Consider the following 24,444-nt stretch of genomic DNA (forward strand, 5'->3'; position numbering starts at 1 on the left):
CGCACGCGTCGCGGCTGGAGGAGGCCGCGGACCTCGTCGCCGGCCTGGCCGAGCAGGCGTACGCCTCCGGCGAGATCGACCTCGGCGAGGTGGCGCTGGACCTCGTGCGCGAGCGTGGCTGGGCCGGTCTGGCCAGGCTGGAGCGGGCTCGCGGAGTCACCCACCCGCAGCCCCGATCGGGGTCAGCTCTGCTGGTAGTTCACGGCGGCGAACCCGCACGGCTGGTGCAGGTGCAGGTAGTAGGCGCCCTCGCCGACCTCGTCCAGGTCCGCGCCCCCGATCAGACCCAGGTAGTCCATCGGGTCTCCGCACCTCGGGCAGTCGGGGTGCTCGGCGTCCTGGATCCAGTCGGGTCGACCGCCGAGCGTCGAGCCACCCTGGTTCCAGGCGCTGGCCTGGTACGGGCTCGTCAGGGCCGGCCCGAGGACCGGCAACAGGGTCGGCGGTTCCTCCGGCCCGGCGGCGTCCCCCAGGTAACTCGGCCGGACGTTGTCGGCCCACCAGCTGGTGGCGCCGGTCGGCGTGACCCTGCTGTACAACGTGGTGTAGCAGGCGCAGAAGTGGCAGGTCCGCACGACCAGGCGGCCGGACCAGCCGGTGTGTGCCAGCGCGGCGCGGATGGCGGGGTCGGTGGTGTCGAGGTCGGCGGCGACCCAGAGCGGTGACGCGCACCAGGGGCAGGCGGATCGGTCGGCGGGTGCGGGTGCGTCCCGCATGACCCACCGGTACGCGACGTCACCGCACAGGTCCCGGCGGTTGCCGTCCGGGCCGATCGTCCATCCGCCCTCGACCGCGTAGCTCAACGGACCAACGTGCAGGTTCTCCGCCCCGGCCGGCGGTTGCGTCGACCAACGACGCAGGGCGTTCTCGGCGAGAGGGTGCCCGCTGTGGGCCAGGATCAGGAGCAGATGGTTGAGTCGCTCCGGCGTCCGGCCGCTGTCGATCTGCTCGATGACCCGGCTGGCCAGGTCGGCGTCGGCCGCCCGGTACAGCGTCGCCGGCCAGAGCACGTCGAGGTCGAGCAGGATCCCGTGGTACGGCGTAAGCCTGCGGGGGTCGGCGGTGGCGAGTTCGCTCAACTCCTCGACCGCGTCGTCGTCCTCGTCCGCGGCTCTCCTGATCAATTCCTCGATCACCAGCGGATGGTAGCCGAGCGGCCGTTGCGCGGATTCTCGCCCGGTCGTGCACCTGCGCGTCGGCCCACGACTCGTGCCGCCCCGGCGACAGCGCGGGGGCGGCACGACCGAGCAGTGGCGTCAGCTGCGGGTGGACCATCGCTGGTTCGGTTGGCCGTTGCAGGCCCAGAGGATGAGTTTGGTGCCGTTGGCGGTGCCGGCGCCGTTGGCGTCGAGGCAGAGTCCGGACTGGACGCCGGTGATGCTGCCGTTGGAGTTGAGGTTCCACTGCTGGTTGGCGCCGCCGTGGCAGTCCCAGATGATGACCTGGGTGCCGTTGACGGTGCCCTGGCCGTTGGCGTCGAGGCACTTGTTGCCGTACACCTGGAGTTGTTTGGCGGCGGTGTAGGTCCAGCGCTGCGCGGTGTTGCCGAGGCAGTCCCAGAGCTGGACCTGGGTGCCGTTGGTCGTGGTGCCGTTCGGCACGTCGATGCAGCGGTTGCTCTGGGCGCCGACGACCTGCACGTTCTGCTGCGGGTTGCCGCCACCGGCCGGTGCGTACCCGGCGGCGGCGATGTTGGCCTGCACGGCGTCCTCGGTGGCCGCCGTCGGGTATCCCGAGGTCAACACACCCTCGAAGAAGGTGCCCTGGCCGGAGACGCTGTTGTCGCCGCCGATGCCGAGCAGGATGGCCCCTTCCTTCTTCATCGGGTGGTAGCCGTTGGGGCGTCGTCCGTCGAAGTAGGTCGTCAGACCACCCGACTGCGCGTTTCCACCCCGGATCGCCCAGTGGTTCGGCTCACCCTTGACCATGGCGGTCACGAAGCGGTGGTTGATGGACGCGATGTTGTTGTATCCCGCGTTCACCCCGGAGAACAGCCCCCACTCCAGGTCGGCCATGACCCAGGGGCCGGCCCCGGCGCCGTAGCCCCACTGCTTGTTGGCACCGAAATAGACGGTCTCCATAATGGCGGGCGCGTCGGCCTGGCCGTCTGTCTGCGCGTTGCCGTAGTCGAAGCAGCACCACTGGTTGTAGTGGGTGCCGTCCACGACGGCGTAGATGCCCTCGGGCTGGTCGCCGGTGGCGACGCCGTTGGTGTTGTTGTTGCGGTAGCCGGTGCCGGGGGAGATGTAGACGCCGTACGCCCGTTGGCCGCCGACGGTGATCGGGGCGGCCTTCGCGTCGGCGAGGTTGTCCCACCCGCCCGGAAGGGGACCGGGCCAGTAGCCGGGGGGTGCCTGGGTGAGGCGGTTGTTGCGACCGGACTGGTCGTAGAGGATGGTGATGACGCAGTTGGTGTTGGCGCAGAACGTGTCCTGGGTGGCGGCGTTGACGTAGCCGCCCGCGCTCAGCACGCCGATGTCGCGGGTGGTGTTGTCCGACGAGCGTCGGACCTGATAGAGCGGGCCGTTGTACGCGCCGTACAGCGCGCGGGTGGTGCTGTGCGCGGCCACGCACGGCGTACCACCGGAGGCGTAGATGTCACACGGGCCCGTGCCGGCGGCGTGGGCGATTCCCGGCGTGTCCGAGACCACGTAGCCGCCCGCGCCGACGACGAGGACGAACAGGGTTCCCGCGGCGGCCATCAGGTGACCCAGCCTTTTCTTCACATTCATCGGATCCTTTCCGGTGCCTGGTGGTGGGGGCGGGGCGCGATGCCGAATTGACGTCACACGTCATACCTGTGACATTAATGGACGCTTGTCTATTCGCGCTAGTTGGCACACGTTGGTCATCGATCGACGACCCTGAGGACGGATATGCTGTTCAGCGGAGCAAGGTGCGTCCCCGTGTCGGGGCAAGAATCGATTCGAGGGCGATTGATGAACATCGGGGAGATCGCCCGTCGGGCGGGGGTGTCCCGCAGCACCGTCTCCTACGTGCTCAGCGGGAAACGCAGCGTTTCGGAGGCGACCCGGCAACGGATCCAATCGGTCATCGACGAGTTGGACTACCGGCCGAACGCCAGCGCCCGTGCCCTCAAGGAGGGGCGCACCCGCACCCTCGGGCTGGTGATCCCACCGGCCAGCCAGCGGTTGACCGACATGCAGCTGGGCTTCGTCGCCAGCGTCGTCGAGGCGGCCGCCCGCCACGACCTCGACGTGCTGCTGTCCCCCTCCGGAGGCGACCACGACCGGTCGTTCGAGCGGATCGTCACCGGGCGTCGCGTCGACGGTGTCGTCCTCATGGAGATCCGGCTGGCGGACGACCGGGTGACTCGGCTGACCAAGGCCGGTCTGCCGTTCGTCACGATCGGTCGGACCGCCGAGCCGCACGGGATGAGCTGGATCGACATCGACTACGCGGGGCTGATCGCCCGTTGCGTGCAGCACCTGGCCGATCTGGGGCACCGGCACGTCGCGCTCGTCAACCGGTCGGCCGAGTTGGTGGCCGCGGGATACGGCCCCAGCCACCGCGCGCTGGCCGGCTTTCGGGCGGCAACGGCGGAGCGGGGCCTGACCGGCGTGGAGGTCTGCTGCGGCGACGACACGGCCTCCGGCGAGGCGTGCATGGACCAGCTGCTCGCGACACATCCGGAGGTCACGGCGGTGGCCACCATCAACGAGGCCGCGCTGCCCGGCATGCAGCGCGCGCTGACCGAGGCCGGGATGTCCGTGCCGCGCGACTTCTCCGTCACCGGGGTCGCCGCGCAGCACTGGGCGGAGGATTTCCGCCCGCCGCTGACCGCCGCCGACGTCCCGATGGTCGAGATGGGCGCCGAGGCGGTGTCGCTCCTGCTGGAGAGCATCGCGGCGCCCGGCGCGGCGCCCCGGCACCGGCTGTACACCCCGCCCATCTCGCTGCGCTCCAGCACCGGCCCCGTCCGCGCCAGCTGATCCGGCCCGGCTGTCCACCAGCGGCCCGGCTATCCACCAGCGGCCCGGCTATCCACCAGCGGCCCGCCTACCCACCGGTGGCCGCCTGCCCACCGGCGGCCCGCCGTCCCTCCTGGGCGGCGGCGAGGATGAGGTAGCTGCTGGCGGTCCAGGTGTACGCGCGGTCCCGGAGGCCGGCGCCGGTCTCGGCGTCGAAGTTCTCCGCGAAGCCGGACTTTTCACACAGTGCGAGGAACCGTCGACTGATGTCGTCGGCGATCCTGCTCTGTCCGGCCCGCCGCAGGCCGTCCTCGACCAGCACGGTGGAGGGCGCCCAGATCGGGCCACGCCAGTAGCCGTCGGCGACGTAGTGGGCCGAGTCCGTCGGCTCGGTGGCCAGCCCGTGCGTGGTCAGATGGGTCTCGACGCCACGCGCCAGCGCCGCCGCGACCGGGGCGGGCAGGTCGTCCCCGAGCGCGACCGGCATCAGGTCGAGCAGGCTGCGGCTCCTCCGTCGGCGCCCGGTGCGGGGGTCGCGGGCGGTGAAGCGTTCGCCGTCCCACAGGTCGCGCAGCATGACCCCGTGGATCCGGTCGGCCTCCCGGGACCAGCGGTCGGCGGGCTCACCCAGCTCGGCGGCAAGGTCGGCGAGGCAGCGCAGCTGCGAGACCAGGAACGCGGCGAGGTCGGCCGTTTCGAGGACGCGGTTGTCGTCGAAGGTGGTGGCGTTGTCCCAGCCGCTGTCGTTGCCGTGCTGATAGTGCGGCAGGTCGTGGCCGGGGGGTCGGCGCGCGTCGAGCCAGAACTCGGTCCAGCGGGCGAGCCGGTCGTACGTCTGCGCCAGCGCCGCCCGGCTCGGTGACTGGGGGAGGCGTCGGCGCAGGTGACGGAGGGCCCACCCGTGGATCGGCGGCTTGACGTAGTTGTGCAGGACCTCGGAGTGGGTGACCGAGTCGGGTAGGGCGCCGGCCTCGTCCTGATGGTCGAAGGGCAGGTGGAACTGGTGCCAGGCCAGCTCCGGTTCGCCGGCCGCGAGGGCGATCGCGTTGAAGCAGTGGTCCCAGCTCCACACCTTGTCCATCCAGTGCTTGGACATCAGCACCGCGGGCCGGGTCACGAAGCCGGCCGGGGCGACCGTGGCCGACCACAGGACGTACGCGGCCAGCTCGGCGGCCGGGGTTTCCGCGCCACGCCAGGGCGCGACCGCGTCGACGAACGCGGTGAACTCGGTGAGCCGGTCGTGGCACAACTGCTCGAAGGTGACGGATCCGACGTACGGGCGGCGTGCGGTGGCGTACTCCTCGATCGCGATCTCCCACGGTTGGTCGTCGGAGAGATCCAGGGACCGGTCGGCGGTGCCGAGCGCCTGCGCACCGTCGGTGCGCCGCACCGCGCCGGAGAGCACCGTGACGCGGTAGCGGCGACCGGTCTCGTACGAGGTGAACACGTGTGATCCGTCGACCGGGTCGACGTACAGGTAGGTGCCGCTGAACGGGGTGAGGGTGTGCGCCGCGGCAGCCACCCGCAGACCGAGCCGTCGACCCCGGATCCGCAGGGTGTCCGGTCCGTCGTAGACGGCCTCGATCCGGTCGGTCCCGTTGCGCCAGCTCAGCAGCGCGGGCGTGGCGACGACCGTGGTGTCGGCGACCGTGGGGGAGAGGCGCAGCACGGGGTGCAGACCGGTCTGGTGGGAGACCAGGTGCAGATCGTCGGCGTACGTCTTCTCGGCTACCACCGGGGAGATGTTGAACCAGGATCCTCGGTAGCTGAACGGGATGTCCTGGATGGGGAACTCCGGACCGGACGGGGCGGCGGTCATGGGTGGCGGGTGCCTTTCTGTGGTGCGGGTGGTCAGTCCTTGACGGCGCCGGCCGTCACGCCCATCGAGACGTACCGCTGGGCGAGAACCAGCAGCACGGCGGCGGGGATGGAGGCGACGACAGCGGTGGCCATGATGGCGTTCCACTGCTGGTTGTTGTTGCCGATGTAGTGGTAGATGCCCAGGGTGATCGGTTGGTGGTCGCCGCCGCCGGCGAGGGTCGAGGCGAAGATGAAGTCCGACCAGGACCACAGGAACGCGAACAGCGACACCGTGACTGTCGAGTTGCGGCTGACCGGCAGCACGACCGACCAGAAGGTCCGCAACCGGCCGGCGCCGTCGACCACGGCGGCTTGCAGCAGCTCGTCGGGTATGCCGGACATGAACGCCGTGAAGATCAGGACGGCGAACGGCACCGCGAGTGTGGTGTCGGCCAGGATCAGGCCGGGCAGCGTGTTCAGGACGCCGAGAGTGAGGTAGATGGCGTAGAAGCCCATCGCCATGATGATGCCCGGGATCATCTGGGCGATCAGCAGGACGAAGCTCAGCGCCGAGCCGCCGGGTGGGCGGAGCTTGGCCAGTGCGTATCCGGCGGGAGCGGCCAGCACGACGGTCAGCGCCACCGTGCCGAGACCGACCAGGAAGCTGGTCCCGAGGTACGGCAGTTGCTGGTCGAGCACCGCCCGGTAGCCGTCCAACGTGCCGTTGACCGGGATCAGGTGCGGGGGACTGGCCCGCATGTCCTGGTCCCGGGTGAAGGACACGTTGACCATCCAGTAGACGGGGAAGAGCATGAGCCCGGTCAGCACCAGGCCGACGCCGGTCTTCCACCAGGCCCGATTCGTTGACGTGGTCATCGCAGCTGCTGCCTCCGCTCGATCCGGATGTAGACGAGCCCGGCGATCAGGGCCAGCACGATGAGCAGGTTTCCGATCGCCGCCCCGGGCCCGAACTCGGGCAGCAGATTGCCGAAGCCGAGTCGGTACGACCAGGTGGCGAGGGTGGCCGAGGAGCCGGTGGGGCCGCCCCTGGTCATGATCCAGATGATGTCGAAGACCTTCAGTGTGTAGATCAGCCCCAGCAGCAGCGTGATCGCGGAGACGGGACGCAGCAGCGGGAAGGTGATTGCCCAGAACCGCTGCCAGCCCGATGCTCCGTCGAGCGCGGACGCCTCGTGCATCTCGGTGGGGATCGCCTGGAGACCGCTGTAGAGCACCACCAGGTTGAACGGGATGCCGATCCAGACATTCGCGATGATCACCGAGGTGAGCGACCAGCCTGGTGAGGTGAGCCAGTTGACCCCGTCGACACCTACGACGCCGAGTGCCGCGTTGACCAGCCCGGAGTCGCTGTTGAGCAGCCACGACCAGGTCGACGCGGAGACGATCAGGGGCAGCAGCCACGGTACGAGGATCAGCGCCCGCAGCGTGCGGGACAGCGGGAAGTGCTGGTGGAAGAAGAGGGCCAGCGCCATTCCGATGGTGAACTGGAAGGCGAGCGACGCCGCGGTGAAGACCAGGGTGTGCGCCAGCGTCGGCCCGAAGGCCGGGTCGGCCAGCACGCTGCGGTAGTTGTCCAGGCCGGCGAAGGGCGCTCCGCCCTGCACGAACGAGCGAACGGTGTACGCCCGCAGGCTCAACTCGACATTGCGGTAGAGGGGGTAGGCGTAGAAAACCAGCAGGTAGGCGGTCACCGGTGCCAGGAAGCCCCAGGCCAGCCATCGGTCGGGCCGGCGTACGCGGGACGGGGGAGGCCCGGGCGGGACGGCCGTCGCCGCCCCACCCCGGTCCCGTGTGGTGGTGGAGGTCTCTGTCGTGGGAAGCATGTGTCGGGTCGGCCCGCCTACCTGGTCGAGGCCGCGGCCTGCGCGGCGGTCAGCGCCTCCTGCGGCGACTTCCCGCCGCTCAGGGCCGCCTGGACGGCGGTCCACAGGGATTCGGAGATCTTGGGGTATTTCGTGCCGAGGTTGTCACCGGTGCGGCCCTTGGCCGCCCGGACCGCCTCCACCCAGACCTTGAGCTTGGGGTCGGCCGCCTGCCGATCCTGTACGGCCGCCACCGGCGCGACGTAGGAGAGCGTGGTGTCCGTGGTGAGGAGGTTCTCGGCGTTGGTGAGACAGGCGACCAGCTGCCGTGACGTGTCGTACCGGCCGGTGTTCTTCTGCACGGGGATGGAGACGAACTCACCGCCGGTGGGTGCCGGCGCCGGGCCTCCCGCGCTGGCCGGGATCGCGATCGTGCCGTACGAGAAGCCGAGTTTCTCGGCGTTGGCCAGCTGCCAGGTGCCGTTCTCGGCGAAGGCGTAGTCGCCGGTGGCGAACTCCTGCCAGCTCGTGGTCTGGGTGTTGTTGATGACCGAGTTCGGGGCGTGGCCCTGCTTGAGCCAGTCCGTCCAGAGGGCCAGCGCGGACACCGCCTGCGGCGAGTCCAGACTGGTCAGCTGGGCTCCCGACCCCCAGAACCAGGGCAGGAACTGGAAGCTGCCCTCCTCGGTGCCGATCGCGGAGAAGGTGATGCCCTTCTTCCCCTTGGCCTTGACCTTGGTCAGCGCCGCGTTCAGGGTCGCCCAGTCCCTGATGGCGGCCGGATCGACGCCGGCGGTGGTCAGGAGGTCCTTGTTGTAGTAGAGAGCGAGGGTGTTCGCGCCGATCGGCACCCCGTAGGTCCTGCCCTCGCTCTGACCGGCGCCGAGCAGGTTCTTCTCCATCGCCGAGACGTCCAGCTTGTTGTCGTCGGTGGTGGTGAGCGCACCGGCCTCGGCCAGGGTCGAGATGACCGGGTTGTCCACGATCAGGACGTCCGGCGAGTTCCCCTGCTGCGCGGCGAGCAGCGCCTTGTTGGTCAGGTCGGTGGTGTCGTAGCCGGTCCGCTCGACCGTCACGCCCGCGGAGGTGCCGCACTTCTTCAGCAGCGCGACCCACTCGGAGTCGCCGGTGAACTGGGGGTACGGGTCCCAGACGAGGTAGGCGCCACCATCGCCGGGGCCATCGGCCGACGACGAGCAGGCGCTGGCGGTGACTGCGGCGAGAGCTATCACGGCGACGGCGGTCAGGCGCCGTCGCCGACTGAGTCCGGTCATCTGTTGCCTCACTTCAAATCGATCGTCAGGTGGAGTGTGCGGGCTTGACCGTCGCGGGTTGGACTGGTCCAACCATGAGGCGAATCGATTCGACGAATCGGTTCGCCCGAAGATAGGTCTGGCCACGCCCGGGGGTCAAGACACAGTTGGGCACGCCGGAAGGACCGCTGGGCAACACGGGCGTCACCGCGCCGTCATCTCATTGACATCGTTCAGTTCCCGGTCCTACGATCCGTGCGAATCGATTCGCAAGCGCTGCCCTCCGGAGAGCGTCCCCCGCGCCCCACCAAGGAGCCGCCCGTGAAAACCCCGTCCCGCAGCAGGTCAGGACGAACCCGAGTGTTCGTGGCCCGACTCGTCGTCGGCCTGCTCGCCGCCGCTGCCGCCGTCACCGTCGTCGCGGCCCCCGCCCAGGCCGCTGACGAGTCGATAAGCGTCAACTTCTCAAGCACCAGCGGCGCGCCGACCTACCGCGCCTCCGGCTGGATCTACGGCATGACCGAGAACGCCAGCGGTCCTGCCGACCACTTCTACCGGGACGTCAAGTTCCAGTACATGCGCGCCGGCGGCGCGCAGCTGCCGGGAAGTGGCTGGGTCGGCGGAACCTACGACCGTCGCTGGAACTCCACCCTCGCCCAGGCGCGTCGGACCACCGCCCTGGGCGGGAAGTTCATCATCCTGCCGCATGACCTCTGGGGTGCCGACGGCGCCGGGATCTCCCGCTTCCCGGGCGACAACGGCAACTGGACCGACTACGACAACTTCCTGACCCGACTCATCAGCGATGTCCGGGCGTCCGGGCTGTCGGTGCAGTGGGACATCTGGAACGAACCCAACATCACCATCTTCTGGAACCGGCCGATCTCCCAGTACCTCGAACTGTGGCGGCGCACCTACCAGCGCATCCGGGTGGAGTTCCCCAGCCAGCTCATCGTCGGGCCGAGCTGTGCCTGCGTACCGTCGACCTCGCACGCCTTCTGGAACCAGTACCTGGACTTCGTCCGCTCGACCAACACGGTGCCGGACATCGTCAGCTGGCACTCGCTGCCCGGTGACCCGGTCGCGAACGTCGCCGCCGCCAACGCCACCCTCGACCCGCGCGGCATCGCCCACCCGCGTCCGTACCAGATCAACGAGTACGGCGCGCCCGACGAACAGAACCCGGCCGACGGCGCCTGGTACATCGCGCGGCTGGAGCGGGCCCGGGCCGACGGCCTGCGGGCGAACTGGGCCAGCGGCGGCAGCCTGCACAACGACCTCGGCAACCTGCTGATCCGCAACTCGGCCGGTCAGCACCAGCCCAAGGGTGAGTGGTGGAACTACCGCTACTACGCCTCCCAGGTCGGGGAGATCGCCGCGGCGACCCCCAGCCAGTCCTACGACGCGTACGCCACCAAGGCGGCCGGGGTGGCGAGGGTCCTGGTCGGCGGCGGTCGCACCACCGGCAACCTGACCGTCAACCTGCAACGCCTGGACACCACCAGCGGCATCGTGCAGAACAACCAGGTCCGGGTCCTCACCCAACGCATCCCGCTCAACGGTGGCGGCGCCGTGGCGGGGCCGATCACGGTCTCGAACAGCGTGGTCGGGGTGTCCAACAACAACGCCACCGTGACTCTGCCGTACACCAACCAGACCGACACCTACACCGTCACCCTGCTGCCGCCCTCGGAGGGTGGCTTCCAGTCGGTGGCGGTGGCCCAGCACTCCCAGCAGTGCCTGAACAACGCCGGCCTGAGCACCGCCGACGGCAACGTCCAACAGCAGAACTACTGCGACGGCGGTGACCAGCAACTCTGGAACTTCCGGCCGGTAGCCGGCGTGGCCAACACCTACACCGTGGTCAACCAGCAGAGCGGCAAGTGCCTCGACGTCAGCGGCGTGTCCACCGCCGACGGCGCGGCCGTGCACCAGTGGACCTGCCTGAACGGTCTCAACCAGCAGTTCACGCTGCGCAAGGTGACCTACTCGGGCAACGACTCGCACGACTACCAACTCGTCGCCCGGCACAGTGGCAAGTGTGTCGATGTCAACGCGGTCTCCACGGCGGCCGGCGCGCTGGTCCACCAGTGGACCTGCAAGGCGGCCAACCAGGGCAGCCCGTTGAACCAGACGTGGCGGATTCTGGGGCGGTAGGCGTCCCGGGGGAGGTGGTGCGCTGGCCGTCCGCCCAGGGCCGGCCAGCGCATCGCCCGGCATCCACATTCATTGACATGAATTAAACAAAGGTCATACCATTCGCTGCGAATCGATTCGCCATCACCACCGCCCTGGTGGCGCGTCGACACCCCCGCGCTTCACGACTCCGAGGAGCCACCTCGTGCGAAACCCGTCCCCCATCGGGCCAGAAACAGCCCGTGAACTCATCCCGAGACGTCATCGCGCCGGTCGGCTGACCGCCCTGGCAGGCGCACTGGTCGCCGTCATCGTCGGCATCGGCGCCACCCCCGGTGCCCCGTCGACGAGCGCCGCGGCAGCCGCCGCCCCGTTGGCGGCAGCCATCGCGCCGGGCCAGAGCACCCCGATCATCGGTACGCCGTCCGGCCGCTGCCTCGAGGTGCCCAACTCCAGCACCGCCAACGGCACCCAGACCCAACTCTGGGACTGCAACGGCAGCGCCGGTCAGACCTGGACGTGGACGTCGACCAAGCAACTCCAGGCGTACGGCAACAAGTGCCTGGACGCCTCCGGTCGAGGCACCACCAACGGCACCCAGGCGATCATCTGGGACTGCAACGGCCAGAACAACCAACAGTGGAACGTCAACAGCAACGGCACCATCACCGGCGTGCAGTCCGGGCTCTGCCTCGACGCCAACGGCGCCGCGACCGCGAACGGCACCAAGATCATCCTCTGGGCCTGCAACGGTGGCGCCAACCAGCAGTGGGCCTCGCCGACCACCACCCCGCCGCCGACAAACCCGCCGACCGGAGCGCGCCCCTGCGACATCTACGCCTCCGGCGGCACCCCGTGCATCGCGGCGCACAGCACGACGCGGGCGCTCTACGAGACGTACGCCGGCAGTCTCTACCAGGTCCGACGATCGTCGGACAACACGACGCGCAACATCGGGCTCACCGGCACCGGCGGCACCGCCAACGCGGCGACGCAGGACTCGTTCTGCTCCGGCACGACCTGCGTGATCACGGTCGTTTTCGACCAGTCCGGGCGCGGCAACGACCTCTGGTACCAGGGGTCGAGCGTGGTCCCCGGCTCCCCGCAGAGCAGGCCGGCTACCGCGACCTCGGAGTCGTTGACGGTGGGCGGCGCGAAGGCGTATTCGCTCTACATCAATCCCGGTAACAGCTACTGGCGCGACGGGCACCTCACCGGCGTGCCGACCGGTGCGGCGCCCGAGGGCATGTACATGGTGACCAGCGGGACCCACGTCAACAGCGGCTGCTGTTTCGACTACGGCAACAGCGAGACCACCAGGAAGGCCGACGCCGCCGGGGCGATGGACGCCATCAACTTCGGCAAGCAGTGCTGGTTCGGCGGCTGCTCCGGCAGCGGGCCCTGGGTGCAGGCCGACCTCGAATGGGGTCTGTTCCCGGGCGGCAGCAGCTCCTGGAACCCGAACCAACGCGCGTTCACCAGCAAGTTCGTCACCGCGACGCTGAAGAACAACGGCACGTCCCGCTTCGCCATCAAGGGCAGCGACGCCCAGTCCGGCAGCCTCTACACGCTGTGGGACGGCTCGCTCCCGTCGGGATACAGCCCGATGAAGAAGCAGGGCGCGATCATCCTGGGCAGTGGCGGTGACTGCTGCAAGCCCGACGGCGGCGCCAACCTGAGCGCCGGCACCTTCTACGAGGGGGCGATGGTCGCCGGTTATCCGTCCGACGCGACCGAGAACGCGGTGCAGGCCAACGTGGTGACCGCCGGTTACCGCTGAGCCCGACATCGCCCGAACGGGTCGTGCGCCGGCCGCCACGGAGGTGGTGACCGGCGCACGCTCCCGGCGGTGTCAGCCCGGGTTCAGGCGATCGCGCAGGACGCGCCGTTGAGAGTGAACGACGTCGGCCGGGCGGTGTTGCCGGTGTGGGTGGCCTGGAAGCCGATGCTCACCGACCCGTTGGCGGGAATGCTGCCGTTGTAGGCGGCGTTCCGGGCCGTCACCTGGCCCGAGTTCGGCGAGTAGGAGGCGTTCCAGCTCGAGGTGATGGTCTGGCCGCCCGGCAGGGTGAAGACGAGCGACCAGCCGTTGACGGCACCGGCACCGGTGTTCGTGATGGTGAGGCTCTCGGTCAGCCCGGTGTTCCAGGCGTTGACGTCGACCACCACCCGACAGGCGCCGGAGGTCGGCGGCGGCGTGGTCGGCGGCGGCGTGGTCGGGGGTGGGGTGGTCGGCGGCGGCGTGGTCGGGGGCGGCGTCGTGGGGTTGGTCAGTCCGAAGAACGCGATGGCGGACGCGGCCATGCCGCTTGCGGGCAGGCTGTGCCCGGCACCCTGGATGCTGTACGCCTCGACCTGGACGGTGCCGCTGCTGTCGGCGTAGCGACGCCGGTTCCAGCTGGCCTGGGGCGTGTCGGTGGAGGTGGGTGTCTGGCTCAGCCCGAACACGTTGGTCCACTGCTCGATCGCCTCCTGCAACAGGGAGTACGGCACGAGCGTGTCGTTCGTGCCGTGCCACAGCTGCACCCGCGGCCGGGGCCCGGAGTAGCCGGGGTACGCCTGACGGACCGCGTCGCCCCACTGCTGCGGCGTCCGGTTCATGTTTCCGCCGGTGCACTGGCTGCTGGTGGGTGGGTAGTCCGCCGCGTTGGCGAAGCAGTTGAACGGCACGCCCATGAACGCGGCGCCGGCCTTGAACACGTCGGGATAGAGCGCCAGCATGTGGTTGGTCATCATGCCGCCGGACGAGCTGCCGGTGGCGTAGACCCGGTCCGGGTCTGCCGCGTACTGCTGTTGCGTGTACCGGATCATCGAGACGATCGACACCGGGTCGCTGCCGCCGCCACGTCGCTTGGCGGCGTCCGACCAGGTGTCGAAGCAGTTGCCGAACCCGGCCTGCTGGGTGGCGGACGGGTAAATCACGATGTAGCCGTACCGGTCGGCGAGGCTGGCGAACTCGCTGCCGGAGTAGAAGCCGGGGCCGGAGCCGCCGCAGCCGTGCATGGCCACCACGACCGCTGGCCGGGAAGGGCGGTTGTCCGGCACGTAGACGTGCATGCGCATCCGGCCCGGGTTGTCGCCGAAGCTGGTCACCTCGGTCAGCGACGCCGCGTACGCGGGCCCGGTCGTGGGGACCACCAGGCCGGTCGCCGCCAGTGACGCGGCGAGGGCGAGCAGCAGTTTCCTTCTGATCTTCAACTGACGACTCCTTCGATTGCCTGTGCAGGCTGGGATTGGGCGCGCGATCCGGTCGCGGGTGTGCCCGACGCCCACGGTGATCGCGCGATGCCCGCTGTCGGTGACTCGCCCTGCCCGGCTTCGGACGGCGTCGCGCGGCATTTAGTGTTCCCCCCGGACCAACAAGTGTCAATCGAGGTTCCTCTATCTGCGACGTCGCCCGTCTAGAGTCGTCATACCGTCCCTGCGGAGCACGGAGCGCCTGTGGCAAGCCCCTTCGACATCGACGAGATCTACCCCGACGACGCAGACCATCCACTCCGGCTGCCCCGGAGGCAGGTCGGCAACTCCCCCCAGGGCGTCGCGGTGACCCTGTTGGCGGACTACACCCTGCGGACCCGGGTCGCTCTCCCGTCCGCGGCCATCGTCGCGTTGCTCGCGGAGACCGGCGTGACGACGGCCGGAGCGCGTACCGCGATCAGTCGGCTGGCCCGCCGTGGTGTCCTGGAGGGCAGCCGACTGGGGCGGCGCAGCTCCTATCGACTCAGCCGTGCCGCCGCCGCCAACCTCTCCGCCGGTGGTCACTGGATCCTCAGCTCCACCAGTTCGACGCCGCGGTGGGACGGGTGCTGGACGGTCGTCGCGTTCTCGCTGCCCCAGGAGCTGAGCACGCAACGACGCGCCCTGCGCGCGCAGCTCCGATGGCTCGGCTACGCGCCGCTCTACGACGGGCTGTGGATCTCGCCGCACGAGCTGACTCCGCCGGCTCGGGCCCAGCTCGATCAGCTCACCCCCCTCGGCGCCGTGACGGTGTTCCGGGGCCGGCAGGCCATGCTCGACGCGGCCACCCACCGGGCACCGATCGAGGCCTGGGACATCCAGGGGATCAGTCGGAGCTACGAGGCGTTTCTCCGGCGTTGGACACTCCTGTTGCCCGGAGTGGTGTCCGGTCAGGTCGCCGGCGCGGCCGCGGTACGGGCCCGGACCGAGGTCATGGACACCTTCCGGCGCTTTCCCGTCCTCGATCCGCAACTGCCTGTGGAGCTTCTCCCCCGGGAGTGGCCGCGCCGGCCGGCGCGGGAGTTGTTCGCGGCTGTCTACGACGGCCTCGCCGCGCCCGCCGAGCGACACGTCCGGGCGGTCGTCGCGCGGTTCGCCGACGGCGCGCCGCCCGGCATCGAAGCCCACACCACCGCCGACATGCTGGCCGGGCTGCACGACACCCCGATCCCGGCGGAGCCGGCTCGGGGCAGCCCAGCCGCCGGAAGCTACTGAGGTGCGACGACCAGCGATCTGCTGTCGGCAACCCCTGTGAGCGATAACAGGAGCGCCACAGCAGGCGGTATGGGTGGCGAGTACCGGATGTAACGAGGCTTTCCGGGGGATTGCCGTGAACGCCTTGTTACGTCTTGACGAACGACATGTTATCGCTCACTCTCGATATAGAGGATGACCGCTGCGTTGCTCACCGGGCGAGCCGCGCTGGTCGTACCTCGGATCGCGACGTCCCCCAGGGCATGCGGACGTCACCTCGGGAGCCGGCAGTTGCCGGCGACAGCCTCTCGGACTGTGCGCGCTGACAACGGGCGGCCAGGATGACCGTCCCGCTCGGCCGTCCCGAGCGAAGTGGCACATCACCACCACCGATGCAACCACTGAAGAGGATCGACATGAGACCCAAGAAGACCTTGCTGGCGGCGGCGACCCTCGCTGTCGCCCTCACCACCGGCATGACCGTGGCGCTGACTCCCGCGGCCGGCGCCGGCACGACCCTGAAGGCGGCGGCGGCGGAGAAGGGCCGCTACTTCGGTGCCGCGGTGGCGACGGGCAAGTTGTCCACCGGTGCGTACACGACGATTTTGAATCGTGAGTTCAACAGTGTGGTGCCCGAGAACGAGATGAAGTGGGACGCCACCGAGCCGCAGCAGGGGCAGTTCAACTACGGCGGTGGTGATCGTCTGGTCAGTCATGCGCAGGCCAACGGGATGAGCGTGCGGGGTCACACCCTGTTGTGGCACGCGCAGCAGCCGGGTTGGGCGCAGGGCATGTCCGGTAGCGCGTTGCGCAACGCGGCGATCAACCATGTGACGCAGGTGGCGACGCATTTCCGGGGCAAGATCTATGCCTGGGATGTGGTGAACGAGGCGTTCGCCGATGGTGGTAGTGGTGGTCGGCGTGACTCGAACCTGCAGCGCACCGGTAACGACTGGATCGAGGCGGCGTTCCGGGCCGCGCGGGCGGCGGATCCGGGTGCGAAGTTGTGTTACAACGACTACAACACCGATGGGATCAACGCGAAGTCGACGGGGATCTACAACATGGTGCGGGACTTCAAGTCCCGTGGTGTGCCGATCGACTGCGTGGGCTTCCAGTCGCACCTGGGCACCTCGTTGGCCGGTGACTACCAGGCCAACCTCCAGCGTTTCGCCGATTTGGGCGTGGACGTGCAGATCACCGAGCTGGATGTGATGACCGGTGGTAACCAGGCCAACATCTACGGCGCCGTCACCCGTGCCTGCCTGGCCGTCTCGCGGTGCACCGGCATCACGACGTGGGGTGTCCGCGACTGTGACTCGTGGCGCGGGTCGGACAACGCCCTGCTGTTCGACTGCAACGGCAACAAGAAGGCCGCGTACACCGCCGTCCTGGATGCCCTGAACGGCGGCTCCACCCCGCCGACCACGCCCCCGCCGGGCTCCGGCGTGGACACCAGCGCGTGGTACGTGTTGCTGAACCGGAACAGCGGGAAGGCGCTGGACGTGTACGCCTCAGCCACCAACGACGGGGCGCGAATCAGCCAGTGGTCGCGGAACAACGGCGTCAACCAGCAGTGGCAGTTCGTCGACTCCGGCAGCGGCTACTACCGGGTGAAGTCCCGCAACTCCAGCAAGGTGCTCGACGTCAGCAACTTCTCCACCGCCGACGGCGGCGCGATCGTGCAGTGGTCCGACCTGAACGGCACGAACCAGCAGTTCCGGATCGCCACCTCGACCGACGGCTACGTTCGCCTGATCAACCGCAACAGCAACAAGGCCGTCGAGGTGCAGGGCGCGTCCACCGCGGACGGCGGAAACGTCGTCCAGTACACCGACTGGGGTGGCAACAACCAGCAGTGGCAGCTGGTCCGCATCGGTTAGCGGCCGACCGGACGTGCGGTGACCAATGGCGGCCCGCCCCGCTCGGGGCGGGTCGCCGTGGCCGTCACGCGGTGGCGCGGGTGCGAATCCCACCAGTGTGTGAGCGATAACATTCGCTGCGTCACCTCGTCCGATCTGCCGCATCGGGGTGGGTCGCCGAGTTGACCCAGTTCCCCAGGTTGTCGGTCGTCCAGCTGCTGCCGGACGACCAATCAATCGACATCGGTCGTTTGACGTATGACGTCGTTAACGCTAATTTTCACCCGCGGGCCACGCGGCTGCCGGGGCCACGGGTCGCCGCACGTGACTCGGCACGGGCCTGCTTCGAGCCCGGATCGTGGCAGCGCCGTCGACGTGCGCCGCTGGCCGCAGGTCGCCCGCACCACACCCCCAGACGTGCTGACGCCACCACCAGGTCGCCGGCACACCCCCCGCCAGGGCACGCTCGGGCGCTTCCGCTCGTGGGTGACCCCGATCGAAGGAGTGGACCATGAAAGCCCCCGATGAGGCTCGTCCCGCCTCTCGACAGAGACGTCGTTGGCGGTCAGGGTTGGCCGCGGCGGCGGCCACGGTCATGGCGGCCAGCACACTCGTCGCGGTCGACGCGACGCCCGCGGCGGCGGCGACCGTGGACACCAACGCCTGGTACGCCCTGGTCAACCGGAACAGCGGCAAGGCGTTGGACCTGTACGCCTCGGCTACCAACGACGGCGCACGGATCAGCCAGTGGACGCGCAACAACGGCGTCAACCAGCAGTGGCAGTTCGTCGACTCCGGGGGCGGCTACTACCGGATCAAGTCGCGACACTCGGGCAAGGTGCTCGACGTCAGCAACTTCTCCACCGCCGACGGCGGCGCGATCGTGCAGTGGTCCGACCTCAACGGGACGAACCAGCAGTTCCGCCTGGCCGACTCCGACGGTGGCTACGTTCGGCTGATCAACCGCAACAGCAACAAGGCCGTCGAGGTGCAGGGGGCGTCCACCGCCGACGGTGGAAACATCGTGCAGTACGCCGACTGGGGCGGCACCAACCAGCAGTGGCAACTCGTCCCCGTCGACGGAGGCAACCCACCGCCGTCGGGCGGCAGCGGATGCGGCAAGGCGCCGACGCTGTCCAGCGGCACGCACACGATCCAGAGCAACGGCAAGAGCCGTACCTTCATCCTGCGGGTGCCCGCCAACTACAACAACAGCAACCCCTACCGGCTGATCTTCGCGTTCCACTGGCGCGGCGGCACCATGCAGGAGATCTCCTCCGGCGGCACCAGCGGGACGGCCTGGTCCTACTACGGGCAGCAGGAGCAGTCGAACAACAGCGCGATCCTGGTGGCGCCCCAGGGATTCGGCAACGGCTGGGGCAACTCCGGCGGTGAGGACATCACCTTCGTCGACGACATGATCAGCCGGATCGAGAGCAGCCTCTGCGTCAACCCGAGGCAGCGGTTCGCGCTCGGCTTCAGCTGGGGTGGCGGCATGAGCTACGCCGTCGCCTGCGCGCGGGCCACCGTCTTCCGGGCCGTCGCGGTCATCTCCGGCGCGCAGATCAGCGGGTGCAGCGGCGGCACCCAACCGATCGCGTACTTCGGGCTGCACGGCATCACGGACAACGTCCTGAACATCTCCCAGGGTCGGGCCTTGCGCGACACGTTCGTCCGGAACAACGGTTGCACCGCGCAGAGCCCGCGCGAGCCGGCCGGCGGCAGCCGCACCCACATCACGACCGTCTACTCCGGTTGCCGGTCCGGTTACCCGGTGCAGTGGGCCGCGTACGACAACGGTCACATGCCCGGCCCGGTGGACGGCACCTACGCCGAGAGCGGCATCACGACGTGGACCAAGGGTGAGATCTGGAGGTTCTTCGCCCAGTTCTCGTAGGACTGGTCGGCCTCGGGCGGCGGCGCCTGCTTCCGTACCCCGGGAGTGGGCGCCGTCGCGTCGCCCCCGCGGCGGTCAACGTTGTCGTGGCGGTCAGCGTTGGAGCCGAACCGGGCTGCCCGAGCCACTGCGACGCACCAGCCAGGCCTCGGTGATGTGGGTGAACATCGCCTCGGCGGCGCCGTCGGAGTCGTGGGCGGCGATGCGCTCGTAGATGCGTCGGTGGCCCTGGTTGGAGGCGACGCACAACGCGCGTTCGGTCCGGCCCATGTACCGGGCGGTGTTGATGACCTGGCTCTCCAGCGCCCGTACGACACCGCGAGCGATGCGGTTGCCGGACGCCTGCATGATCGTGTCGTGGAAGGCCCGGTCGTGGTCGTGGTAGGTGACGTGGTCGTCGACGAGTTCGTCCATCCGGTCCACCATCGCTCGTAGCCGGTCGATGGTCTCGTCGTCGGCGAGACGGGCGGCGACGTTCGCCATGTCCGACTCCAGGACGCGCCGGGTGACGACGAGGTCGTCGAGGATGGCGAGGCTGTCGTCCACCGCGATGGTCGCCGCGAGCACCAGCTCGTCGAGCATGTCCCAGTGCGCTGGTGGGGTGACCATGGTGCCGGCGCCCTGGCGGACCTGCACCAGCCCCTTCTCCTGAAGGATCTTCACCGCTTCTCGGACGACGGTCCGGCTCACGCCGAAGGTCTCGCACAGGATCGGCTCGGGGGGCAGGGACGTCCCGGACGGGTGTACGCCGCGGACGATGCGCTCCACCAGTTCGGCGGTGACCGCCCTGGCGAGGTTGGTCGGCCGACGCACCCACGCCGGGGTCGCCGGGCTGTTCAGGGCTGTCTCCTGCGGTGGCGTCATGTCCCCCTCCGAATGGCTCGCCGTGGCACGACGTCTGGGTCAGTGTACGGCCGACTGTTGACGTCACACGTCATACGAGTTACCTTCCGGTCAACATTGGCTCGCGGGACACCCGCCGGCCACCCCCCATATAGAGGTGACAACTGATGAGACAGCGCGCAATGTGGTCGGCCGTCCTCGTTGTGGGCCTGGCCCTGGCCGGTTGTGGAAGTGCTAGCGATTCGGGCAAGTCAACCAGTTCGGACGGCAAGCTGGTGGTGTGGGACTGGAAGTCTGGCGAGCCGTTCGCCAAATCCTATCTGGACAAGGCGAAGGCCGACTTCAAGAAGAAGCACGCCGACGTCGAGGTCGAGTTCGTCGCACAGCCCTTCGACCAGTACTACACCCTGCTCGGTGCGGCCATTCAGTCCGGCAAGGGCCCGGACGTCATGCTCTTCAACGGTGGTGGCCAGATCCGCGACCGGGTGGACGCGCTGGTGCCCCTCGACGACTACGTCGCCGAGGACAGGCAGCGGCTGGCCGGCTGGGAGGCGTTCAGCAAGGACGGCAAGACCTACGCCGCCCCGGTGACGTTGCAGGGTTACCCGATCTACTACAACAAGACGATCTACCAGAAGGCCAACCTCGACCCGGCGAGCCCGGCCACCACGTGGGACAGGTTCGTCGCCGACTGCGCCGCCATCGCCAAGGCCGGCTCCAAGTGCTTCGCGCTCGGCAACAAGGAGGGCGTCGGCATCCAGTTCTGGCTCTCCAGCATGGGCTCGACCACCCTCACCGCCGCCGAGTACGACGCCTGGATCGCCGGCAAGCGTGACTGGAACTCGGCCAACGTCAAGCGGATCTTCGAGACCTGGAAGGAGACCGGCGACAAGAAGATGAACAGCGACGGGGCCAACTCGACCGCCATGTTCAACGACTCGTTCGCGCTCTTCCAGTCCGGTAAGGCCGCGCACGTCATGGGTCTGATGTCGGACGTGGGGCACTGGCAGGACTTCAACGAGTTCCTGACCCCGGAGAAGCTCGGCGTGATGAAGGCCCCGGTCGTCACCGCGGGCACCACGCCGAGCCTCCCGTACGACGGTGGCATCGGCTACGCGGTCGCCAAGTGGACGAAGGACCCGAAGGTGGCCGCCGACCTGGCGCGCTCCCTGAGCTCGGCCGACGCGTTGAAGGCCTTCTACGCCGATGCCGGTGCGATCGCCGCGGACACCACGATCGACGTGTCGCAGGCCGGGCCGGCCGCCGCCACGATCGTCGGCGAGCTGAAGAGCGGCAAGCCCGCTCTGCACGTGGCGCTCTCCTCGAAGACGCTGGACCTGATGGGGCGCCTGTCGCAGCAGCTGCTCAGCGGTTCGGTCACCGTCGACGAGGTGGTGAAGCAGTTGGCCGCTTCCGACCAGGCGGGCTGACCTCGTGCCGATGGGAAACACGCAACCGTCGGTCCGTCCGGTTTCGGCCGGACGGGCCGGCGGGGCGGCGGTCACCTCCGCCGCCCATCGGGTTGGCGCACGGCCCCGTCGCACCCGTGGCGGCGTGGGGGCCGAGCGCTACGCCCCCTACATCCTGGTCGCCCCGGCTGTCCTGATCATCGTGCTGCTGCGGCTCTACCCGCTGGTCCTCGGCGTCAACTTCTCCTTCACCGGTGACGGCGCGCAGAACGGGACGGCGGTCGGGTTCGGCAACTACCGCGAGCTGTTCGCGGACCCGCTGTTCCAGACCGCGCTGCGCAACGTCGGGCTGCTGGTGCTCCTGCTGCCGGTGGCGGTGGCGATCCCCGGTCTGCTCGCGACGTTCATCTACCTTCGGGTGCCGGGGCACCGCTTCTACCGCAGCGTCTACTTTTTCCCGGCGGTGCTGTCGCCGGTCATCGTCGGTGCGATCTTCAACCTGCTGCTCGCCTTCGACGGCCCCCTCAACGCCGTCCTCGGCTCGTTCGGCGTCGGTCCGGTGGACTGGCTCGGCGACCCGGGCATCGCGATGTTCATGGTGGTGGGCGTGCACATCTGGGCCACCTTCGGGATGGCCCTGGTGGTGTTCCTCGCCGGCTTCGCCACGCTGGACGCCGCGCTCCTGGACGCCGCCCGGGTGGACGGGGCGACGCTGCGCCAGGTCGTCTGGCACGTGATCGTCCCGAGTCTCTCGCGCACCATCCAGTTCGTCTTCGTGACCACGATGATCGGCATGCTGACCTCGATGTTCGGCCTCCTCTACGTGATGACCAGCGGTGGCCCGGAGGGCTCGACGTACCTGCCGGAGTTCTACATCTGGAAGCAGCAGGGCCAGATGAACCGCCCGGCGCTCGCGTCGGCGGCCTCGACGATCCTCTTCATGATCATGCTCGTCGTGGGGCTGCTCCAGATCAAGCTGCTCGAACGATCCGGAAAGGAGGACTGATGTCCCGCCTCCGCCTGGGACGGTGGCTGATCGCCATCCCCATGTCGCTGCTCGCCCTGGCGACGATCTACCCCCTGCTGTTCACCGCCAACGTCGCGATGAAGACCCGGCGTGACTACATCCTCGACCGGTTCGGCCTGACCGACGCGCTGCGCCTGGAGAACATCAGCACGGCGTGGAACAGCGTCGGCATGGGTCGCTACTTCGTCAACTCGCTGTTCGTGGTGACGGTGTCGGTGCTCCTGCTGCTGCTGTTCGGGTCGATGGCCGGCTTCGCCCTGAGCCAGCTGCGGTTCCGCGGCTCGTCGGCGTTGTTCCTGGGCTGCCTCGCGGGGCTCTTCATCCCGTTCCAGGTGATCATGGTGCCGCTCGCCCGGATCATGGCCGACACGGCGCTCATCGACACGTACCCCGGGCTGATCCTGGTCTACGTGGCCCAGTTCCTGCCCTTCACGGTCTTTCTCATGACGAGTTACTACAAGGGCATCCCGCCGGAGATCGTCGACGCCGCGCGGATCGACGGCAACACCGTGTACGGCGTGTATCGCCGGATCATGCTGCCGCTGGGCACGCCGGCGCTGCTGTCGGTTGGCATCCTCAACGCCCTGTTCTGCTGGAACGACGTCCTCATGGCGCTGGTGATGATGCCCTCGGCCGAGCACCGGACGCTCATGATCGGGGTGACCTCGTTGCGGGGGCAGTACTCCGACAACATCCCGAACTTCGCCTCCGGGGTGCTCATCGCCGCGATACCTGTCCTGTTGGTCTACCTGTTCCTCCAGCGCCAAATTGCCGACGGCGTGGCCGCCGGTTCCACGAAGGGTTGACATGCGGATCACGGGATATCGGACCCTCACCACGGTCCAGGAATGGGGCCGACCGGTCGGCGACGCCAACGGTGTGTTCGCCGACGGGGTGGTCCCGGTTGCGATCGTCATCGTCGACACCGACGAGGGCATCTCGGGAGTCGGCCTCGGGCCGCACGTCGAGATCGAGCGGATCTTCCCAGCCATCGAGGGTGAAGACCCCCGTGCCGTGACGTCGCTCTACGACCGCATGTTGCGGCACACCTTCAAGGCTGGCCACGCCGGGCCGGTGTTCGGCACCATCGGCGCCCTGGACACCGCACTCTGGGACATCAAGGCGCAGGCCGCCGGCGAACCGCTGTGGCGGCTGCTGGGTGGGCGGGACCGGCGGGTCACCGCCTACGCGTCCGGCCTGGACATCGGCCTCACCGACGACGAACTCGTCGCGGAGTACGAGGTCTACGCGAGCCACGGCCTGCGCGCGGCCAAACTCAAGGGCGGCCTCGACATCGAGCGCGACCGGCACCGCCTCGGCCTGGTCAAGGAGGTCCTGACCGAGGCCGGGCACGGTCGGCGGCCGGGTCTGATGCTCGACGTCAACGAGGCGTGGACCCGCAAGCAGGCCGTCCGGCACGTCTGCGAACTGGAACGCACCCTGGACCTCATCTGGATCGAGGAGCCGGTCCGGCGCTGGGACGCCGAGGGTCTCGCCGCGGTCAGCCGGGGAGTGGCCGCGTCGGTCGCCACCGGCGAGAACCTCACCGGGCTCGAACAGTACCGTCCGCTGATCGCGGCCGGCGCGGTCGATGTCGTCCAGATGGCGGCCGTCTGGGGGGTCACCCACTTCCTGCGGGCGTCCGCCCTGGCCCATGCCCACGACCTGCCGGTCAGCCCGATCGGCAACAGCCCGGTCGGTCTGCTGCACGCCGCGACCTCGGTGCCCAACCACCTGACCAGCGAGTTGCAGGACCTGCGCCCACCGGTCGGCGTCACCATCGACCTGCACGTCGAGGGCGGTGCCTTCATCCTCGGCGACTCACCCGGGCTGGGCGTGCGGGTGGACGAGGAGCGGATCCGGGCCGCCAACCGCCGCCCGCAGGCGCAGACGGCCGACAGCCCCAACGTCCGGCCGGAGCGGGCTGGTCGGCGGCTGTTGGCCGGGGTGGACGGGGTGATCCCCGCCCGCCAGGTGCCGGCCGTACCGCTGAACTCCCGCAACGAGGTGTCGCCGACCGTACGGCACTGA

Annotated in this window: 18 protein-coding genes; 10 read left to right on the forward strand and 8 right to left on the reverse strand. The window is 69.1% G+C overall.

Annotated elements, in window-relative coordinates; genetic code table 11:
* Positions 1 to 182 precede the first annotated feature (182 nt).
* Together AB0J33_RS12630 and AB0J33_RS12635 are read right to left on the reverse strand one after the other, a co-directional pair.
* A complete protein-coding gene (locus AB0J33_RS12630; RefSeq protein WP_363612780.1) occupies positions 183 to 1,136 on the reverse strand; it encodes a hypothetical protein in 954 nt (317 codons plus the stop codon).
* 120 nt (positions 1,137 to 1,256) lie between these two features.
* Entirely contained in the window at positions 1,257 to 2,732 is a 1,476-nt protein-coding gene (locus AB0J33_RS12635) for an arabinofuranosidase catalytic domain-containing protein (RefSeq protein WP_363612782.1), read from the reverse strand.
* A gap of 207 nt (positions 2,733 to 2,939) precedes the next feature.
* Here AB0J33_RS12635 and AB0J33_RS12640 point away from each other — a divergent pair, with 207 nt between their 5' ends.
* Positions 2,940 to 3,953, forward strand: coding sequence for a LacI family DNA-binding transcriptional regulator (locus AB0J33_RS12640; RefSeq protein WP_363612784.1), 1,014 nt, complete (start codon positions 2,940 to 2,942; stop codon positions 3,951 to 3,953).
* 67 nt (positions 3,954 to 4,020) lie between these two features.
* Here the strand turns inward: AB0J33_RS12640 and AB0J33_RS12645 are convergent, their stop codons facing one another.
* The 4 genes from AB0J33_RS12645 to AB0J33_RS12660 form a co-directional block, all read right to left on the reverse strand.
* The gene (locus AB0J33_RS12645; protein ID WP_363612786.1) at positions 4,021 to 5,751 is read right to left on the reverse strand and encodes a trehalase family glycosidase; all 1,731 of its coding nucleotides are present in this window, start codon (positions 5,749 to 5,751) and stop codon (positions 4,021 to 4,023) included.
* A 32-nt stretch (positions 5,752 to 5,783) separates the two neighbouring features.
* Positions 5,784 to 6,608 (reverse strand): carbohydrate ABC transporter permease, encoded by an 825-nt coding sequence (locus AB0J33_RS12650; protein WP_363612788.1) that lies wholly within the window; start codon positions 6,606 to 6,608, stop codon positions 5,784 to 5,786.
* Complete coding sequence (locus AB0J33_RS12655) at positions 6,605 to 7,444, reverse strand: sugar ABC transporter permease (RefSeq protein ID WP_363612790.1); 840 nt, start codon at positions 7,442 to 7,444, stop codon at positions 6,605 to 6,607. Before AB0J33_RS12655 ends, AB0J33_RS12650 begins: the two co-directional genes overlap by 4 nt.
* Positions 7,445 to 7,593: 149 nt before the next feature.
* On the reverse strand, positions 7,594 to 8,829 hold the full coding sequence (locus AB0J33_RS12660; RefSeq protein ID WP_363612792.1) for an extracellular solute-binding protein: 1,236 nt from the start codon (positions 8,827 to 8,829) through the stop codon (positions 7,594 to 7,596).
* 300 nt (positions 8,830 to 9,129) lie between these two features.
* On the opposite strand from AB0J33_RS12660, the gene AB0J33_RS12665 reads away from it, so the two are divergent.
* Entirely contained in the window at positions 9,130 to 10,965 is a 1,836-nt protein-coding gene (locus tag AB0J33_RS12665) for an RICIN domain-containing protein (protein WP_363612795.1), read from the forward strand.
* Positions 10,966 to 11,149: 184 nt separating this feature from the next.
* A complete protein-coding gene (locus AB0J33_RS12670) occupies positions 11,150 to 12,724 on the forward strand; it encodes an arabinofuranosidase catalytic domain-containing protein (protein WP_363612797.1) in 1,575 nt (524 codons plus the stop codon).
* An 83-nt stretch (positions 12,725 to 12,807) separates the two neighbouring features.
* Here the strand turns inward: AB0J33_RS12670 and AB0J33_RS12675 are convergent, their stop codons facing one another.
* On the reverse strand, positions 12,808 to 14,142 hold the full coding sequence (locus AB0J33_RS12675; protein WP_363612799.1) for a PHB depolymerase family esterase: 1,335 nt from the start codon (positions 14,140 to 14,142) through the stop codon (positions 12,808 to 12,810).
* 243 nt (positions 14,143 to 14,385) lie between these two features.
* Between AB0J33_RS12675 and AB0J33_RS12680 the strand changes: the two genes are divergently transcribed.
* The 3 genes from AB0J33_RS12680 (at position 14,386) to AB0J33_RS12690 (ending at position 19,134) form a co-directional block, all read left to right on the forward strand.
* A complete protein-coding gene (locus tag AB0J33_RS12680) occupies positions 14,386 to 15,396 on the forward strand; it encodes a PaaX family transcriptional regulator C-terminal domain-containing protein (protein WP_363612801.1) in 1,011 nt (336 codons plus the stop codon).
* Positions 15,397 to 15,791: 395 nt separating this feature from the next.
* Positions 15,792 to 17,258, forward strand: coding sequence for an endo-1,4-beta-xylanase (locus AB0J33_RS12685; protein ID WP_363612803.1), 1,467 nt, complete (start codon positions 15,792 to 15,794; stop codon positions 17,256 to 17,258).
* Between the two features lie 490 nt (positions 17,259 to 17,748).
* A complete protein-coding gene (locus AB0J33_RS12690) occupies positions 17,749 to 19,134 on the forward strand; it encodes an RICIN domain-containing protein (protein ID WP_363612805.1) in 1,386 nt (461 codons plus the stop codon).
* 93 nt (positions 19,135 to 19,227) lie between these two features.
* On the opposite strand, the gene AB0J33_RS12695 is transcribed toward AB0J33_RS12690, so the two are convergent.
* On the reverse strand, positions 19,228 to 19,998 hold the full coding sequence (locus AB0J33_RS12695) for a FadR/GntR family transcriptional regulator (RefSeq protein ID WP_363612807.1): 771 nt from the start codon (positions 19,996 to 19,998) through the stop codon (positions 19,228 to 19,230).
* A 146-nt stretch (positions 19,999 to 20,144) separates the two neighbouring features.
* Between AB0J33_RS12695 and AB0J33_RS12700 the strand changes: the two genes are divergently transcribed.
* The 4 genes from AB0J33_RS12700 (at position 20,145) to AB0J33_RS12715 (ending at position 24,444) form a co-directional block, all read left to right on the forward strand.
* On the forward strand, positions 20,145 to 21,407 hold the full coding sequence (locus AB0J33_RS12700; protein ID WP_363612809.1) for an extracellular solute-binding protein: 1,263 nt from the start codon (positions 20,145 to 20,147) through the stop codon (positions 21,405 to 21,407).
* Positions 21,408 to 21,531: 124 nt separating this feature from the next.
* A complete protein-coding gene (locus tag AB0J33_RS12705; RefSeq protein WP_363612811.1) occupies positions 21,532 to 22,392 on the forward strand; it encodes a sugar ABC transporter permease in 861 nt (286 codons plus the stop codon).
* Positions 22,392 to 23,219: a carbohydrate ABC transporter permease gene (locus AB0J33_RS12710; protein ID WP_363612813.1), complete on the forward strand. Its 828-nt coding sequence runs from the start codon at positions 22,392 to 22,394 to the stop codon at positions 23,217 to 23,219. Before AB0J33_RS12705 ends, AB0J33_RS12710 begins: the two co-directional genes overlap by 1 nt.
* 1 nt (position 23,220) lies before the next feature.
* Positions 23,221 to 24,444: a mandelate racemase/muconate lactonizing enzyme family protein gene (locus tag AB0J33_RS12715; RefSeq protein WP_363612815.1), complete on the forward strand. Its 1,224-nt coding sequence runs from the start codon at positions 23,221 to 23,223 to the stop codon at positions 24,442 to 24,444.

Source organism: Micromonospora sp. NPDC049645 (assembly GCF_040675155.1).
Taxonomy (GTDB): domain Bacteria; phylum Actinomycetota; class Actinomycetes; order Mycobacteriales; family Micromonosporaceae; genus Micromonospora.

What these genes read in the sequence shown, in the direction of transcription:
- AB0J33_RS12635 (WP_363612782.1), bottom strand. Translation starts at nt 2,732, where the DNA reads ATGAATGTGAAGAAAAGGCTGGGTCACCTGATGGCCGCCGCGGGAACC.
- AB0J33_RS12640 (WP_363612784.1), top strand. Translation starts at nt 2,940, where the DNA reads ATGAACATCGGGGAGATCGCCCGTCGGGCGGGGGTGTCCCGCAGCACC.
- AB0J33_RS12645 (WP_363612786.1), bottom strand. Translation starts at nt 5,751, where the DNA reads ATGACCGCCGCCCCGTCCGGTCCGGAGTTCCCCATCCAGGACATCCCG.
- AB0J33_RS12650 (WP_363612788.1), bottom strand. Translation starts at nt 6,608, where the DNA reads ATGACCACGTCAACGAATCGGGCCTGGTGGAAGACCGGCGTCGGCCTG.
- AB0J33_RS12660 (WP_363612792.1), bottom strand. Translation starts at nt 8,829, where the DNA reads ATGACCGGACTCAGTCGGCGACGGCGCCTGACCGCCGTCGCCGTGATA.
- AB0J33_RS12685 (WP_363612803.1), top strand. Translation starts at nt 15,792, where the DNA reads ATGAGACCCAAGAAGACCTTGCTGGCGGCGGCGACCCTCGCTGTCGCC.
- AB0J33_RS12690 (WP_363612805.1), top strand. Translation starts at nt 17,749, where the DNA reads ATGAAAGCCCCCGATGAGGCTCGTCCCGCCTCTCGACAGAGACGTCGT.
- AB0J33_RS12695 (WP_363612807.1), bottom strand. Translation starts at nt 19,998, where the DNA reads ATGACGCCACCGCAGGAGACAGCCCTGAACAGCCCGGCGACCCCGGCG.
- AB0J33_RS12700 (WP_363612809.1), top strand. Translation starts at nt 20,145, where the DNA reads ATGAGACAGCGCGCAATGTGGTCGGCCGTCCTCGTTGTGGGCCTGGCC.
- AB0J33_RS12710 (WP_363612813.1), top strand. Translation starts at nt 22,392, where the DNA reads ATGTCCCGCCTCCGCCTGGGACGGTGGCTGATCGCCATCCCCATGTCG.
- AB0J33_RS12715 (WP_363612815.1), top strand. Translation starts at nt 23,221, where the DNA reads ATGCGGATCACGGGATATCGGACCCTCACCACGGTCCAGGAATGGGGC.